This window comes from Parabacteroides sp. B2-S-102, assembly GCF_023656665.1.
In the GTDB taxonomy this organism is placed as follows: domain Bacteria; phylum Bacteroidota; class Bacteroidia; order Bacteroidales; family Tannerellaceae; genus Parabacteroides; species Parabacteroides distasonis.
Genome location: NZ_JAMOKM010000003.1, coordinates 158,685 through 174,429, shown reverse-complemented (window position 1 = coordinate 174,429; position 15,745 = coordinate 158,685). Strand labels below are relative to the sequence as shown.

General features: G+C 45.5%; 13 protein-coding genes and 2 tRNA genes. 8 read left to right on the top strand and 7 right to left on the bottom strand.

Annotated features, from left to right (window positions below; genetic code table 11):
- The first annotated feature begins 167 nt into the window (after nucleotides 1–167).
- The 5 genes from NBH07_RS05755 (at nucleotide 168) to NBH07_RS05735 (ending at nucleotide 4,733) form a co-directional block, all read left to right on the top strand.
- Nucleotides 168–2,138, top strand: coding sequence for a sensor histidine kinase (locus NBH07_RS05755; RefSeq protein ID WP_005858773.1), 1,971 nt, complete (start codon nucleotides 168–170; stop codon nucleotides 2,136–2,138).
- A gap of 34 nt (nucleotides 2,139–2,172) precedes the next feature.
- Nucleotides 2,173–3,024 carry a sugar phosphate isomerase/epimerase family protein gene (locus NBH07_RS05750; protein WP_005858771.1) on the top strand — a complete coding sequence of 284 codons (852 nt, stop codon included), beginning with the start codon at nucleotides 2,173–2,175 and terminating at the stop codon, nucleotides 3,022–3,024.
- A 38-nt stretch (nucleotides 3,025–3,062) separates the two neighbouring features.
- Nucleotides 3,063–4,097, top strand: a complete 1,035-nt coding sequence (locus NBH07_RS05745) for a DUF6340 family protein (protein WP_005858770.1) — start codon at nucleotides 3,063–3,065, stop codon at nucleotides 4,095–4,097.
- 62 nt (nucleotides 4,098–4,159) lie between these two features.
- Complete coding sequence (locus NBH07_RS05740) at nucleotides 4,160–4,621, top strand: hypothetical protein (protein ID WP_005858768.1); 462 nt, start codon at nucleotides 4,160–4,162, stop codon at nucleotides 4,619–4,621.
- Nucleotides 4,622–4,660: 39 nt separating this feature from the next.
- Nucleotides 4,661–4,733, top strand: a tRNA-Thr gene (locus NBH07_RS05735).
- A gap of 238 nt (nucleotides 4,734–4,971) precedes the next feature.
- On the opposite strand, the gene NBH07_RS05730 is transcribed toward NBH07_RS05735, so the two are convergent.
- Nucleotides 4,972–5,048: transfer RNA gene (locus NBH07_RS05730), tRNA-Ala, on the bottom strand.
- A gap of 86 nt (nucleotides 5,049–5,134) precedes the next feature.
- Between NBH07_RS05730 and NBH07_RS05725 the strand changes: the two genes are divergently transcribed.
- Nucleotides 5,135–5,449: a DUF4286 family protein gene (locus NBH07_RS05725; protein WP_005858766.1), complete on the top strand. Its 315-nt coding sequence runs from the start codon at nucleotides 5,135–5,137 to the stop codon at nucleotides 5,447–5,449.
- A complete protein-coding gene (gene ruvC, locus NBH07_RS05720; protein ID WP_005858764.1) occupies nucleotides 5,446–6,003 on the top strand; it encodes a crossover junction endodeoxyribonuclease RuvC in 558 nt (185 codons plus the stop codon). Before NBH07_RS05725 ends, ruvC begins: the two co-directional genes overlap by 4 nt.
- A gap of 98 nt (nucleotides 6,004–6,101) precedes the next feature.
- On the opposite strand, the gene gdhA is transcribed toward ruvC, so the two are convergent.
- Nucleotides 6,102–7,436, bottom strand: a complete 1,335-nt coding sequence (gene gdhA, locus NBH07_RS05715; protein ID WP_009017035.1) for an NADP-specific glutamate dehydrogenase — start codon at nucleotides 7,434–7,436, stop codon at nucleotides 6,102–6,104.
- 195 nt (nucleotides 7,437–7,631) lie between these two features.
- Here gdhA and NBH07_RS05710 point away from each other — a divergent pair, with 195 nt between their 5' ends.
- Complete coding sequence (locus NBH07_RS05710; protein WP_039848548.1) at nucleotides 7,632–10,586, top strand: PEP/pyruvate-binding domain-containing protein; 2,955 nt, start codon at nucleotides 7,632–7,634, stop codon at nucleotides 10,584–10,586.
- An 80-nt stretch (nucleotides 10,587–10,666) separates the two neighbouring features.
- On the opposite strand, the gene NBH07_RS05705 is transcribed toward NBH07_RS05710, so the two are convergent.
- The 5 genes from NBH07_RS05705 to NBH07_RS22570 all read right to left on the bottom strand — a co-directional run bounded on the left by NBH07_RS05705 (nucleotide 10,667) and on the right by NBH07_RS22570 (nucleotide 15,742).
- Nucleotides 10,667–11,698, bottom strand: a complete 1,032-nt coding sequence (locus tag NBH07_RS05705; protein ID WP_009017037.1) for an endonuclease/exonuclease/phosphatase family protein — start codon at nucleotides 11,696–11,698, stop codon at nucleotides 10,667–10,669.
- Between the two features lie 15 nt (nucleotides 11,699–11,713).
- On the bottom strand, nucleotides 11,714–12,451 hold the full coding sequence (locus tag NBH07_RS05700; protein ID WP_005858756.1) for a nucleotidyltransferase family protein: 738 nt from the start codon (nucleotides 12,449–12,451) through the stop codon (nucleotides 11,714–11,716).
- The gene (locus NBH07_RS05695; RefSeq protein ID WP_009017038.1) at nucleotides 12,448–13,878 is read right to left on the bottom strand and encodes a RapZ C-terminal domain-containing protein; all 1,431 of its coding nucleotides are present in this window, start codon (nucleotides 13,876–13,878) and stop codon (nucleotides 12,448–12,450) included. Before NBH07_RS05695 ends, NBH07_RS05700 begins: the two co-directional genes overlap by 4 nt.
- Before the next feature lie 181 nt (nucleotides 13,879–14,059).
- The gene (locus tag NBH07_RS05690) at nucleotides 14,060–15,394 is read right to left on the bottom strand and encodes an NADP-specific glutamate dehydrogenase (RefSeq protein WP_009017039.1); all 1,335 of its coding nucleotides are present in this window, start codon (nucleotides 15,392–15,394) and stop codon (nucleotides 14,060–14,062) included.
- Nucleotides 15,395–15,559: 165 nt separating this feature from the next.
- The gene (locus tag NBH07_RS22570; RefSeq protein ID WP_009017040.1) at nucleotides 15,560–15,742 is read right to left on the bottom strand and encodes a hypothetical protein; all 183 of its coding nucleotides are present in this window, start codon (nucleotides 15,740–15,742) and stop codon (nucleotides 15,560–15,562) included.
- Between the last annotated feature and the right edge of the window lie 3 nt (nucleotides 15,743–15,745).

Here is a 15,745-nt window from a genome sequence, read left to right as displayed (position 1 = left end):
TGAAATAAGAGCCTATATCAATCTTTTTTTGGTTGATATAGGCTTTTTGTTGTATAAGTTGAAAATGTGATATTAAACTTGTTTATGTTGATGTCTTGGCATTTAAATTTTTATTAACTTGCCGGGCATTGAATAATGGATAGTCGTGCTAACTTTTCAAGGTATATATGAAGAGATTGTTTTTTATTGGTTGTTGGACGTTGATTCTAACTTTGCTTATTCCGGATAGGGCGAAAGGTGACACGTTTGTCGATAGCTTACGAAGAGAAATCAAGGTTTTGCCGGATAGTAGTAAACTAATACGCTTGAACGAATTACTTTATGCCAATACGCATAACAAAGTATATAAAGTATATGCGGATTTGCTATTAGAAGAGGCACAGAGGCAACGTAACGATTATTACAAAGGAAATGCCTTACTATTCTTGATGCGTTATTACTATATGCAAGATCCGGATAGCTTGCGAATATATTTGAAAATAGCGGAACCCCTTTTCATCGCGACAAACCGGATCGAGGAATTATGTAGGGCGAAAGGATGGAATATCTATTCTTTAGCGAATGAGGGGATGCAGGGATTGGTAATCCGGGAGGTGGATAGCTTGAGGAATCTTGCGACCTATTTTAATTATCCGGATGGGGTGGATATGGCAAACCAAGCTTTAGCGAATTTCTATTTTAATATAGGATTGGATGAGGAGGGTATTCAATTAAGCCGGGAGATCTTATCTCGCATGGAAGAACGTAATGCCTCTAGGATGCGTTGGTATTACGTGTTACGGCTGTTGCTTACGAAGGATTTGCGATTGGAGTATTTGAATAAATTGGATTCTTGCATACAAGAGTGCGAGAAAGAGGACATTACTCAATTGGATGCGGAACATACTGTCGCTTTTTTAAAAGATCGCTATCATTATTACTCGGCCCAGTATTACGTGGCGGAAAAAGAGCCTTCCTTGGTTTATCAGCACTTGAGGATGATGGAGGATATCGAAAAGAAGAATAATATGAATGCCGAGCAAATCCTGCCTCAATTCCTTTGGATGAATTATTACGCTTTAGCGGGGAAATATGAGAAGGCCATTGATTTGGCGAACAAATTGGAACTAATGCTCTTGGATAAGAAACGCTTTAGTGATTGGGTCTCAGTGGAGGATTTTAAGGCGGATCTCTATTATAAGCTTGGAAGAGGGATGGAAGCGGCTAGGGCTTACAGAGATTCTAAAGAAGTGCACGACTCGATTATGCGGGTAAAATATTACGAGGATTTAGCGAAGTTGAAAACCCAACGAGAGGTGGAAAAACTAGAGATACAAAGTAAGAAACTGGAGCTAGAGGCGGAAAAGTCGCGTGTCCGTATCTTGATGCTTCGAGGAGGATTTGTCTTGGTGTTGTTACTATGTGCGGGCTTGGGTATAGTCGCCTATGCCCGTCATCGTGCGGGGATACGATTAAAGATCGCAAAAGAGAAAGCGGAGGAGGCGGATCACCTGAAATCTGCGTTCTTGGCAAACATGAATCATGAGATCAGGACGCCATTGAACGCCATCGTCGGATTCTCGCAGGTGATCGCCGATGAGGAAGATGCGGAAACTCGTCATGAACTCTCCAATATTATACAAAGTAATAATGAATTGTTGCAACGCTTGATAGAAGACGTATTGGATATATCGAAAATCGAGTCGAATACGTTGACTTTCGTTTTGGCGAATCATGAAATGAAGGCTTTAATGAAAGATATCTATAGTATCATTTTATTACGTATGCCCGAAAATGTAGAACTTCGATTGGATGATTGCCAACCTTTTACGCTTTATACCGATCGGAGTAGATTAACGCAAGTCCTCACTAATTTATTGACGAATGCTATCAAGCACACGAAAAAAGGTTATATTTGCTTCGGGTATGACGTGACGGAGCAGGAAATCCGCTTTTATGTGACGGATACAGGCGAGGGAATCCCGGACGACCAATTGGAACGGGTTTTCGATCGTTTTGTCAAGTTGACGCAATGGACCAATGGAGTCGGCTTGGGATTGGCTATCTCCAAGGCTTTGGTCACAAAGCTCGGCGGTCGTATAGAAGTGACTTCCCAGCAAGGGGTAGGCTCTACCTTTAGCGTTATTTTCCCAAGATAAACAGTATACATTATATATAATATTGTAATAGACCATGAAACACTCAAGACGTACATTTTTTAAACAAGGATTGGCGGGTGCCCTTTTATTAGGTACCTCCACGATCGCCCGGGCCGCTTTGCCGGACCCTGTAAAGCCAAAAGCCCCGAAGGCCGTAAACCCGTTCCATCTGGGAATGGCGGGATATACTTTCGTTAATTTTGATTTAGATACGACGTTGAAGACGTTGGAACGATTAGATATCCATTATCTTTGCATCAAGGATTTCCATTTGCCGTTGAATAGTACGGATGAGCAGATTAGGGCTTTTCATGATAAATGCGCTGCCCATAAAGTGACGGGATATGCCGTAGGTCCTATTTATATGAAGAGTGAGGAAGAGATAGATCGTGCGTTTGATTATGCGAAGCGGGTAGGAGTGAAGTTAATCGTCGGTGTCCCGAATTACGAGCTTTTACCCTATGTGGATAAAAAAGTGAAGGAGTATGATTTTCATTACGCTATCCACTTGCACGGTCCTGATATTAAGACGTATCCCGATGCTACGGACGTTTGGGAGCATACGAAGGATTTAGACCCCCGTATCGGTATGTGTCTGGATGTCGGGCATGACTTGCGAAACGGCTGTGATCCTGTCGCCGACTTGAAGAAATACCATACCCGGGTATTCGATATGCACATCAAGGACGTGACGGATTCTTCGAAGGCGGGAGTCGGGATCGAGATCGGTCGTGGAAAGATCGACTTTCCTGCGCTGATCCGTATGATGCGGGAAGTTAATTACACGGGAATGTGTAGCTTGGAATACGAGAAAGACATGAAAGACCCCTTCTTGGGGATCGCGGAGTCTATCGGCTATTTCAAGGCTGTGAGTGATTTGACATAATGTGGGGGCGTAAATCGCCCCCTTTTAAATAGATGAAGATGAGAAGCATTCTTTTTATAGGCATAGCGGGTTTGTTGTCCGCTTGTAGCACGATTAATTATGTAGGTATCGAGACGTATAATCCTGCGGAGGTGACGTTTCCTGAGAATGTCGCCAAGGTACTTATCGTAAACAATGCCGTCCCCCAACCGGAGGATGCGGGTTACGAATACACCTTGCAGGGAGAGAGGCAAGATACTTGCAAAGCGAAAGCGGATAGTGCGCTGTTTGACGCTTGCCGTACTTTAGGGGAGGCTATCGTGGAGGCTTCTTATTTTAACGACGTATTGCTTTACCATGATGCGGTTCGAAAAGATAATCAGGCGTTTCTGGATACGAAACTTACCCAAGGGCAAGTAGCGTCGCTATGCGATGAGACCGGTGCCGATGCGGTTATCTCCATCGACCGCTTGCTGTTCGATATGAAGAAAAGCGTAGGTACCTTGGGCGAAGGGTATGTAATGGGAATGATCGACGTGCAGATGGCTGGCGTGATACGCAGTTACGTTCCCGATCGTGAGGCTCCACTGGCGACGGTACATATGAAAGATAGTATTTATTGGGCGGAAAGTGCGGATTATATGCCGATCTTGGATAAGGTATTGCCCTCTCCGGAGAATGCTTTGCGTGGGGCCGGTAAATATTTCGGGGCGAAGGTCTACGCTAATTTTGTTCCTCATTGGGAGAAGGAGACTCGTTGGTACTTTACCGGAATGGGTTCACGTTGGAAAGAGGCTTCCGCTTATGCGGCTAATGAGAAATGGGATATGGCGGAAGATCGTTGGTCCGGGCTTTACCGGGGTACGGAAAACTGGAAAAGCCGGGCGAAGGCGGCCTCTAATCTGGCCCTATGCCATGAGATGAGAGGAGCTTTAAAAGAAGCCTATGAGTGGGCTCATAAATCATACGATTTATTCAAGCGTAATAATGGTGATAATGATAAGAGTACCAAATTATTGGAACTCTATGTACAGGCGTTGGCCGAACGAATTCGTTCCGATAAGAAACTAAATGTGCAATTTGGTGAGGATTAACGGCGTTATTCGGTGAATTATTATTACTTTTGACGCATATTCGAATAAAGGAGAATTAATATATGAACGCAAATATGGCAAAGGTTCAATCCCTCATCGAGAACGCTTTTACGTCGGCTGTTGAAAAGCTGGCCAAGGATGAGTCCGGTAATTTTATAAGCGACTTATATGTGCAGGCTGATGCGGAAAGCGGGGAACTGCAAATTTATGATGATGAGGAGCATTTGATCGAAAAGATCGTTATCTTCGATTGGGTGAACTCGAACGAGGAGGAGAACGCATTCAATAAGCGGGTTGCCGCTTCGGTGAAGGCGGTTCTTACGATCTTGTCTACCAAGAATATTTTTGACGTCCCCCGATTCATGAAGCCTCTTTCTGTTAGCTTGACCGATGAGGATTTTGTTGTAATAGAGGAACTTCTCTTCATCGATGATGATATGCTTCGTCTGGACGATCCTCTATTAAAAGATTTAGATGCAGATTTAGATGATTTTTTAGCGAATCTTCTTGCAGATGTCAAATAAACCCTGTATCTTTGCGCCCGAAATAAAGAAACAAATGTTGCCGAAATAGCTCAGCTGGTAGAGCAACGCATTCGTAATGCGTAGGTCGCCGGTTCAAGTCCGGCTTTCGGCTCACAAAATTAGGCAGTTATCTTTTTAGGTAACTGCCTAATTTTGTTTGATAAGGCTGCGGTTCTAGCGAGGTTTGGGAGGTAAGGTTAAACTGGGTGTTAAACCGGAAATGCAATGAACGCAACAGCGTTATTATTTGCGTCAAATTTGCGTCACCAAATGCAACAAAACGCCAAAACAAAACGATTTTTATCAATAAAAAAAGCGGCTACTTGTTTTGTAACCGCTTAATTTATTATTGGTGGAGCATATCGGACTCGAACCGATCACCTACAGACTGCCAGTCTGTCGCTCTAGCCAGATGAGCTAATGCCCCGTCTTGTTAATTCATGTGCAAATATAAGGCTTTTCTTGATATATGCGCTATCTTTGTATAAGAAATTTCAAGAGAAAGGAAAGAAGATGATAATTTATAATACGACTTTTCATATCCATAAGGATATCGTGGATGAGTGTCTGGAATATTTGAAGAATAGTTATATACCGAAAGCCTCCGAGAGCGGTATCCTTTATAGTCCTTATTTGAGACGGATCTTGGATTCGCGGAATGAGGAAGGTGAAAGTTTTTCCGTACAGTTTCATACGAGGGATATCGATTCGTTGAATGAGTGGGTGCGTAAGGAAGGCGGAGCCTTGCAGCAAGATTTGATAGGACGTTATAAAGAGAAAATCGCAGGATTCTCTACCCTGTTGGAAGATATAGAGCTACCTAAATGATCAAGGACCGTATTATATTAGGCATAGACCCCGGTACGATCGTGATGGGATACGGAATCTTGAAGATCGAGGGGAATAAACCGAAGCTGGAAGCTATGGGAATCCTGCAATTGAATAAATATGAGGATCATTATCTCCGTCTGCGTAAGATATTCGAACGGGTCTTGGCCTTGATCGATCAATACCATCCGGATGAGTTGGCTATCGAGGCGCCTTTCTTCGGGAAGAACGTACAGAGTATGTTGAAACTCGGAAGGGCGCAAGGGGTAGCGATGGCTGCGGCCTTGGAGCGGGATATCCCGATCTTCGAGTACGCCCCTCTAAAAATCAAGCTCTCGATCACGGGGAATGGAAATGCGGCGAAAGAACAAGTGGCCGGCATGCTACAACGCTATCTGAAGATACCGGATGAGTCCATGCTTCCGCAATTGGACGCTACGGATGGGTTGGCGGCGGCTGTTTGTCATTATTTCCAAACCAATAATCCGATCTCGGAAAAGAAGTATACGGGATGGAAGGATTTTATCGCTAAGAACCCCGGGAAAGTCCGCTGATATGAGCTTAAAAAACATAGTTATGAAATTCTCAAACCATAACTAAGGTTCAAAGAATTCATAACTATGTTTTTATTTAGCCTAAACTGACCTTATTCTTATACGATACCTTGTGCCATCATAGCTTTCGCTACTTTCATGAAGCCTGCGATATTCGCACCTTTTACATAATTGATATATTCGCCATCTTTACCGTGAGCTACGCATTGTTCGTGGATTGCGCTCATGATCTGATGTAATTTAGCGTCTACCTCGGCGGCAGTCCATGAGATATGCATAGCGTTCTGAGTCATCTCTAATCCGGAAGTAGCTACACCACCGGCGTTGACAGCCTTACCCGGAGCGAATAATTGCTTATGCTCGATGAACAAGTCTACAGCCTCAGCCGTACAACCCATGTTAGAAACCTCAGCTACGCACAAAGTCTTGTTCTCGATCAACTTACGAGCGTCAGCCTCGTTCAACTCATTCTGGGTAGCGCATGGCAAGGCTATATCTACTTTTTGTTCCCAAGGTTTCTTGCCGGGATAGAAGGTAGAGCCCGGGAATTCGTCTGCGTAAGGAGCTACGATATCATTTCCGGAATTACGCAATTCCAACATATAGTCGATCTTCTCGCCGGAGATACCCGCCGGATCATAGATATATCCGTCAGGACCGGAGATAGTAACCACTTTAGCGCCCAACTCGGTTGCCTTTGTAGCGGCACCCCAAGCCACGTTGCCGAAACCGGAGATGGCGACCGTCTTACCCTTGATATCGATTCCGTGAGTCTCCAACATTTGATGTACGAAGTAAAGAGCGCCGAAGCCGGTAGCTTCCGGACGAAGGATAGAGCCTCCGAACTCCATGCCCTTACCCGTGAACGTACCCGTATTCTCGCGAGCCAATTTCTTGTACATACCGTACATATAACCGACCTCACGGCCACCTACGCCTATATCGCCAGCCGGAACATCCCTGTCCGGACCAAGATTACGCCATAATTCAAGAATAAACGCTTGGCAGAAACGCATGATCTCGGCGTCGCTCTTTCCTCTCGGAGCGAAATCGGAACCACCTTTGCCACCACCCATCGGAAGGGTTGTCAAAGCGTTTTTAAATGTTTGCTCGAATCCTAAGAATTTCAAGATAGACAAGTTAACGGACGGGTGGAAACGGATGCCTCCCTTGTACGGGCCGATTGCGTTGTTGAACTGAACACGGTATCCCAAGTTAACTTGTATCTCACCTTTATCATCTACCCAAGGCACACGGAAAGTGAAAATACGTTCCGGCTCAACTAGGCGTTCAATGATTTTCGCTTTCTCAAATTCCGGATGTTGGTTGTACACTTCCTCAATTGATAAAAGCACTTCTTTTACTGCTTGCAAATACTCCTTTTCTCCCGGATGTTTTGCCTCTAGCGCTGATAAAATAACTTCAGTCTTCATAGCATTTATATTCTTTAAAAGGATAACATTCTGTTGGCAAATGTAGGTAATTCTTTGGAATGACCAAGAGTTTCGCTTACTTTTTATCAGTGAAAACCTAAAAATCTTCAGTTAGAGTCAGAATGCGTACTTTCATGTTTCAATAGTTATTATTTTTCCTTACATTTGACTCGAATAATTCTATCAGAATCTATTATGAGCGGTATACCGAACTTAAAAGACTTGGTGTTCAGAGACACCCCGTTTGCCAATCTAATGAATAAGCGTATATATAATGTATTGCTTATCGCTACGAAATATGATTCCTTCATGCTGGAAGATGACGGGCGTGTAGATGAGCAGATATTTAACGAATATACTTCCTTAAGCCTCCGTTACCCACCCCGGTTTACGCAGGTGACTACCGAGGAAGAGGCTTTGAATGAGTTGAAGAACCGGAACTTCGAATTGATCATTTGCATGCCGAATATGGATAACCGGGATATATTCGCTGCGGCGAGCGAGATAAAGGTGCATTATCCGAATATTCCGATCGTTGTATTGACTCCTTTCTCGAAAGAGGTGTCTAAGCGGATCGCCAACGAGGATCTGAGTGCTATCGATTATGTGTTCAGCTGGTTGGGTAACTCGGAGTTGTTACTGGCGATTATCAAGTTGATCGAGGATAAGATGAACGCTCCGGACGATACGGCCAGCGTGGGGGTACAGATCATCTTGTTGGTGGAGGATTCCATTCGTTTCTATTCGTCCGCTTTGCCTCATTTATATAAGTTTGTGCTGGAGCAGAGCCAGATGTTCGCGAAGGAGGCGTTGAACGATCACCAGCGTACGTTGCGTATGCGGGGCCGTCCGAAGATCAAATTGGCCCGGAATTACGAGGAGGCGGTACGTATCTTTGATCAGTATCGGGATAATATGTTGGGTATTATCTCGGACATGAGTTTTATGCACAATGGCGTGAAAGATCCGTATGCCGGTTATAAGTTCGGACAGTATGTACGGAAAACGGGTTTGATCATTCCTTTCGTGTTGGAGTCTTCGGAGGCCAGCAACCATATATATGCGAAGGAACTGAACGCCTCGTTTATCGATAAGAATTCCAAGAGTTATCCGCAGGATTTGAAAAAGAAGATCATGCAGCGTTTCGGTTTCGGCGATTTCGTGATCTTGAATCCGCATACGAAAGAGGAGATTATGCGCATCAAGGATTTGAAAGACCTTCAAAAGAAAGTCTTCCAGATTCCCGACGATTCGTTGGTTTACCATCTCTCCCGGAATCATTTCTCCCGTTTCTTTTATTCCCGTGCCATGTTTCCGCCCGCCGAGGTTTTGAAGCATGTGGACGTGAGTGACTATAAGGATATGGATGAGGCCCGGAAATTGATTTTCGACTTGATCGTGCAATATCGCCGGATGAAGAACACGGGTGTCGTGGCGGTTTATCAGAAGGATCGTTTTGATGAGTATAGTAATTTTGCCCGTATCGGCGACGGTTCGCTGGGAGGTAAGGGTAGAGGTCTTGCCTTTATCGGTGCGATGGTGAAGCGATACCCTAAGCTGGAGAGTGATAATTTTGCCGTGAATATCCCGAAGACGGTCGTGATCTGTACCGACATCTTCGACGAGTTCATGGAGACGAACGAGTTGTATCCGGTAGCGCTGGGCGATGCGGACGACGAGACGATCCTCCGGTATTTCTTGCGGGCCAGCTTGCCCTCCCGTTTAATCGAGGACTTGATGGCTTTCTTCGATGTGGTGAAAAGCCCGATCGCCGTGCGTTCCTCCAGCCTGCTGGAAGATTCGCATTATCAACCTTTCGCCGGGATCTATTCTACGTATATGGTACCTAAGATCGAGGAGAAATACGATATGCTCCGTACGGTGAGCGACGCTATCAAGGCGGTGTATGCCTCTGTCTTTTATAAGGACAGTAAGGCGTATATGACGGCTACCTCGAACTTGATCGATCAGGAGAAGATGGCTATCGTCTTGCAAGAAGTGGTGGGCTCCCGTTATAATGATCATTTCTATCCGACGATGTCGGGCGTGGCCCGTTCCTTGAATTTCTATCCGATCGGTAACGAGAAGGCGGAAGATGGGATCGCGAATATCGCCTTGGGATTGGGTAAGTATATCGTCGATGGCGGGCAAACCTTGCGTTTCTCTCCCCGACATCCCCATAGCATCTTGCAGATGAGTACGATGGATTTCGCTCTTAGGGAGACTCAGACTCGTTTCTATGCCTTGGATTTGAAGAATATGGCGGAAGCCTTCTCGGTAGATGATGCCTTTAACTTGGTGAAGCTGGGCTTGAAGGACGCTGACGCTGAAGGCTCCTTGAAATATATTGTCTCTACATACGATCCGTACGATCAGATTATCCGTGACGGTTATTACCCGGGCGGTCGTAAGATCCTTTCTTTCGTGAATATCCTACAGCATGACGTATTCCCGCTGGCGGATACGTTGGATCAGATCTTACGGATCGGGCAGCAGGAAATGGGTCGTCCGGTAGAGATTGAGTTCGCTGTCAACATGGACCCTTCGGATCATACAAGGGCGACTTTCTATCTGTTGCAAATCCGTCCGATCGTAGATAATAAAGAGATTATGGACGAGGATCTGAGCTTGGTGAAGAACGAGGAAACCATCCTTTCTTCTACCAGTGTTTTGGGGCATGGTATCGTTGGCGACGTACAGGATATTATCTATGTGAAGACGGGCGCTTTTAATTCATCCAATAATCAGTTGATCGCTTATGAGATCGAGAAGATGAACCGTTCGTTCACCGATCAGGAGAAAGGATACGTATTAGTCGGCCCCGGCCGATGGGGGAGCAGCGACTCTTGGTTGGGTATTCCGGTGAAATGGCCGCATATCAGTAACGCACGGGTGATCGTGGAGTGCGGATTGGAGAATTATCGGGTAGACCCGAGTCAAGGTACCCATTTCTTCCAGAACCTGACTTCGTTCGGAGTGGGCTATTTTACGGTTAATCCATTTAAGGGAGATGGTTGGTTCGATGAGGCGTTCTTGAATGCGCAACCTGCCGTAGAGGAGACGGAATATCTTCGTCATGTACGTTTTGATGCTCCGATTACGATTAAGATGGATGGGAAGAAAAGTCTTGGCGTGGTATTGAAACCATAAAAAGATAGCGTTTCAAGAGAAGATAGTTGTTTGTGGATTTGCGAGACGAGCCGGTAAGACGGGTCTCGCGAATCCATTTTTTATTTCAAGTGGAAAGTGGCAAGAACCGCTTTGTGGTCGGTAGGCCAGATTCCAAGGGGAGTCATGATCGGGTCGGAGGTCTCTTCCGTCTCTCTTTGCCCACGGAGGATGTCACCTTTCGGACCGATGATACATACATCTGTAAGCGTTAATCCCTCGAATGGAGCGTAATGGATGAAATCGATGCGATCTCTATCGTCCGCTTTCGGCGACCAAACCAATTTCTCTAAAGCGATATCCTTACAGTCCGCCGGGCAGGTAAGTCCCGGATGAGTTACAGGGTTCGGGAAGATCTCACGGTACGTATCTTTGAAGCCGTCTTTCTCCAGCATGACGGATACGTGCCAAGGAACAACCAATCCTTGGTGGTCTCTCATATCTTTGGTCGCCTCGGTCCAGTCCAGATGGGAAGGCTCGTTAAAGTCTCCTCCGAGGATAACGATCCGTCCGGCTTCCCGATCCTTTTTCGCCTCTTTTAGGAAGCAAGCGATAGCGTCGTCACGGACAGATTGCTCGTTCAACCATAGGAGTGTGTCCAGATTGGTGACAGGAGGTTCCTCGTCCCATGTATTTCCGTCGTATCCACGGGCATCGTAATAAGCGCAATTGCGATAATCCAGATGGGCGGTGTAAAGAGCTACCTCGGCATCGCCGATGTGGGTAATGGCCTTGTACATACTACCCCTGTCATCGTTCAAGGGATAGACGGTCGTGCTATCCGTGATCGGGTAGCGGCTTAACAGACCGGAATCCTCGGTGTAGAAAGAATAGTACGTTTGTCCTCTTTGCCGCAACGCTTCCACGATCCGGTCGCAAAAACGGGTCTGATGATAATTACGTACCTCGCTTAACGTAACGAAATCGGCGTTACTTCTTACGATCTCGTCAGCGATAGCGTCAAAGCCTCCTTTTACGACAGCGCCTTCCTGCCAGATGTTGAATTGAAGAACCTTGAAAGTCTTCTCTTGCTGGCAAGAGCTGAGGCCCAATGCGATCAACAAGAGTAAGTAGATAAAACTAGTTTTTTTCATGTGTGAAATATTTTGTTAGATGTTTTGTCGTAGCCATTCCTCGGCGGCGGCCAAGGTTTCCGGCTTGCCGATATCCAATAGTTTTAGGTTATCCGCCATATAAGCCCTGATATCGGTTTTGGCGCAAATAGCCAGATAGAAGTTAATGATAGAGAACTTTCCGGTCCATTCTTCCATCAGCTCCAATATCTTGGGCGAGAGTACGTGGATTCCGCTAAAGGCGTACTCGTTGTGTTGATCCGGGTCAAAATAGGGATAGTAAGATTTTACCTCGCCGGTCTCATGATTACGCCAACCACACAGTCTATTCTCCTTATTAAATAATAGATAACGTGAGGTATTGCGCTGGCTGACGAGTAAGGTAGCCAACGGGTTCGTTTGTACATGGGTATCGTATAGTTTCTTGAGATCCACGTTCGATAAGATATCGACATTATGTATCAAGAAAGGCTCGTTCCCGCATAAAAGAGAAGTGGCCTTCTTGATTCCTCCTCCCGTGTCCAGCAGATAATCGCTCTCGTCCGAGATTTCGATCCGGACACCGAAGTTGTTGTTCGCCTCCAGAAAATCCACGATCTGGTTGCCTAAATGGTGGATATTGATCACGATCTGGTCGAAACCGGAGGATTTCAGTTTCAGTATGACGTGTTCTAGCATCGGTTTGCCCCCGATAGGTATAAGCGCTTTTGGCGTGTGATCGGTTAACGGCTTCAGTCTGGAACCAGTACCGGCCGCGAAAATCATAGCTTTCATAATGTAGGGTTAAAGAGTTGTTCTATATTTTGTTCTCTATGTACTAAATGTACTTTTACTCCGAACTTGGTGTTAAGATGTTTCGCCAGATGTTGTGCGGAATAGACCGAACGGTGCTGTCCTCCCGTACATCCGAAACAAATCATCAAATTGGTGAATCCACGATCCATATATCGTTTTACCGAGGCGTCTACGATATGGTAGACATGCTCGAGGAAATTCGTGATCTCCCCGTCATCCTCCAAGAACTGGATCACTGGCTCATCCAAACCGGTGAAATGGTTGTAACGCTCGTATTTACCGGGGTTATTTATCGCACGGCAATCGAATACGAATCCACCTCCGTTCCCGCTAGGGTCGTTCGGGATTCCTTTTTTATAGGCGAAGCTCATGACCTTTACTTCCAGCATATGTTTCTGGATATCATCCGTGAATTGTTTCAACCCGGTAAGCTCACGAAGGACGGAGCATAAATAGGGATATTCCGGATAGTCATTCTTCAATAACTGCCGCAGGTTCTCGATCGCGAACGGGACGCTTTGGATGAAATGAGGCTTTTTCTCGAAATACCCCCGGAAACCATAAGCCCCCAATACCTGCAAGGTCCTAAACAGGACGAAATGGCGCAGCTGGCTATGGAAGTAAGCCTCGTCTACCGGGATATATTTACGTAGGGCCGTGATATAATCCGATAGTAATTCATTCCTCAGATCCTCCGGATATTTCGCTTTCGCCTGCCAAAGGAAGGAAGCCACGTCGTAATAAACCGGGCCTTTTCGTCCACCTTGAAAATCAATGAACCAAGGCTCTCCGTCCTTTACCATAACATTGCGTGACTGGAAATCACGGTATAGGAACGTGGCGGAGGAACTGCGTAACAATACGTCGCTCATCTTCAAGAAATCATCCTCCAGACGATTTTCCTGAAACTCCATCCCGGTAGCCTTTAGGAAACAGTACTTGAAATAATTCAAGTCCCAAAGGATAGACCGTTGGTTGAACTCGGCTTGCGGATGGCAATACGAGAAATCGAAACCGTCGGACCCCAAGAACTGGATGTCGGGGAGTTTGGTGATCGTCTTGTGTAATAAACGGCGTTCCTCCTCGTCGAATACACTGCTTTTACGGCCTTTCTCGATGGCGTTGAAAAGAAGCGTATCTCCTAAATCTTCTTGGATATAAAATGAATGGTCGTCCGAGCTGGCATATACTTGCGGTACGGGTAAGCCCTTCCCCCGGAAATGTTTTGCCATATAGATAAAAGCCTCGTTCTCCTCAATAGAAGTGCCACTAACTCCAATCAACGTCTCAGGACCTTTTATCCTGAAATACCGGCGGTTAGAGCCGGATGACGGTAACTCCGTTATTTCCTCTGCCGGTGATCCGGTATATGATTGGTATAGCTTCCTAAGTTCTTCTGTTATCATACTTATCGATTTACGGCACTAAGATACCGCTTTTTAATTGAAAATTAAGAATTGAAAATTGAAAATTGGGACTTCGTCGGAAATAAGAAAGGGGAATAGCCTCTCAAAGCCTATCCCCCTCGCTTATATGATCATCAATCTCTCCTCTCTAACTAATTTTCAATTCTCAATTTTCAATTACCTAGAGTATTCCTTGTGCCATCATAGCCTTAGCTACCTTCATGAAGCCGGCTACGTTGGCGCCTTTCACGTAGTTTACGTAACCATCCTCTTGCTTTCCGTATTTTACGCATTGCTCGTGGATGTTTTCCATGATGCTCTGAAGTTTCTGGTCTACTTCCTCGCTGCTCCAGCTTAACTTCTGTGCGTTCTGAGTCATCTCAAGACCGGAAACGGATACACCACCTGCGTTAGCGGCCTTACCCGGAGCGTAAAGGATCTTGGCCTCAAGGAATGCGTCGATAGCTTCTGGCGTAGAAGGCATGTTAGCGCCTTCGGATACGGCGAAGCAACCGTTGGCCAATAAAGTCTTGGCATCGTCGCCGTTCAACTCATTCTGGGTTGCGCTCGGCATAGCGATGTCGCATTTCTCTCCCCAAGGACGAGCGCCTTGTACATATTTGCATCCGTATTGCTCCGCGTATTCACGGATACGGCCACGATACAAGTTCTTCAACTCCATGATATAATCCAGTTTCTCACGGTCGATACCATCCGGATCATAGATATAACCGTCGGAATCAGACATCGTGACAACTTTCGCTCCAAGACTGATTAATTTCTCTACCGTATATTGAGCCACGTTTCCGGAACCTGATACACAAACTACCTTGTCCTTGATATCAATGTTGCGGGTTTTCAGCATCTGCAACAAGAAATATACGTTTCCGTAACCTGTAGCTTCCGGACGGATCAAGGAACCTCCGAACTCGATACCCTTACCCGTGAATGTACCCGTATTCTCACGAGCCAATTTCTTGTACATTCCATACATATAAGCCACCTCACGTCCGCCTACACCGATATCGCCGGCGGGAACATCCGTGTCCGGACCGATATGGCGCCATAACTCAAGGATGAAGGCTTGGCAGAAACGCATGATCTCAGCGTTTGACTTTCCTCTCGGGCTAAAGTCGGAACCTCCTTTACCACCACCCATCGGCAATGTAGTCAGTGAATTTTTAAACGTTTGCTCAAAAGCCAAGAACTTAAGGATCGATTGGTTTACGGAAGCGTGGAAACGGATACCGCCTTTGTACGGGCCGATAGCGTTGTTGTGCTGGATACGGTAACCCATGTTCGTCTGGATTTGTCCCTTATCGTCCATCCAAGTTACACGGAAAGAGAAAATGCGATCGGGGATACAAAGGCGCTCGATCAAGTTGCTTTTCTCAAATTCCGGATGCTCGTTGTAAGCTTCCTCGATAGTCCCTAAAACCTCTGATACTGCTTGATGATATTCCGGTTCGTTCGGAAATCTTCTTTTCAAGTTGTCTAAAACTTCACTTGCCTTCATGACTGAATTTTATATTTAGAATGTTATACCATTTTGTTATCCGTACGCCGTTTGTTTAACGACGTGGCAAAGGTAAGCTAATTTTTGACACTAGCAAATAATTGAAAGAGAAAATGCGTAAAAAATATCATTTAGATATATTAAGTTTGAAAAAACGACGAAATGTTATTCATTTCTATGCTTGAAATTCTTATAGATCGGAACGAACACAATGATAGCGGAGGCTACAAGGGCAAATATGACGTCGAAATTGATTGTTTCGCTGTATACAAGCAGCATGTAGCATAAGACACCCCATAGTAAGGTGATACATACGGCTTGACTATTTGTTATCTTTCTGCGTGCCATTGA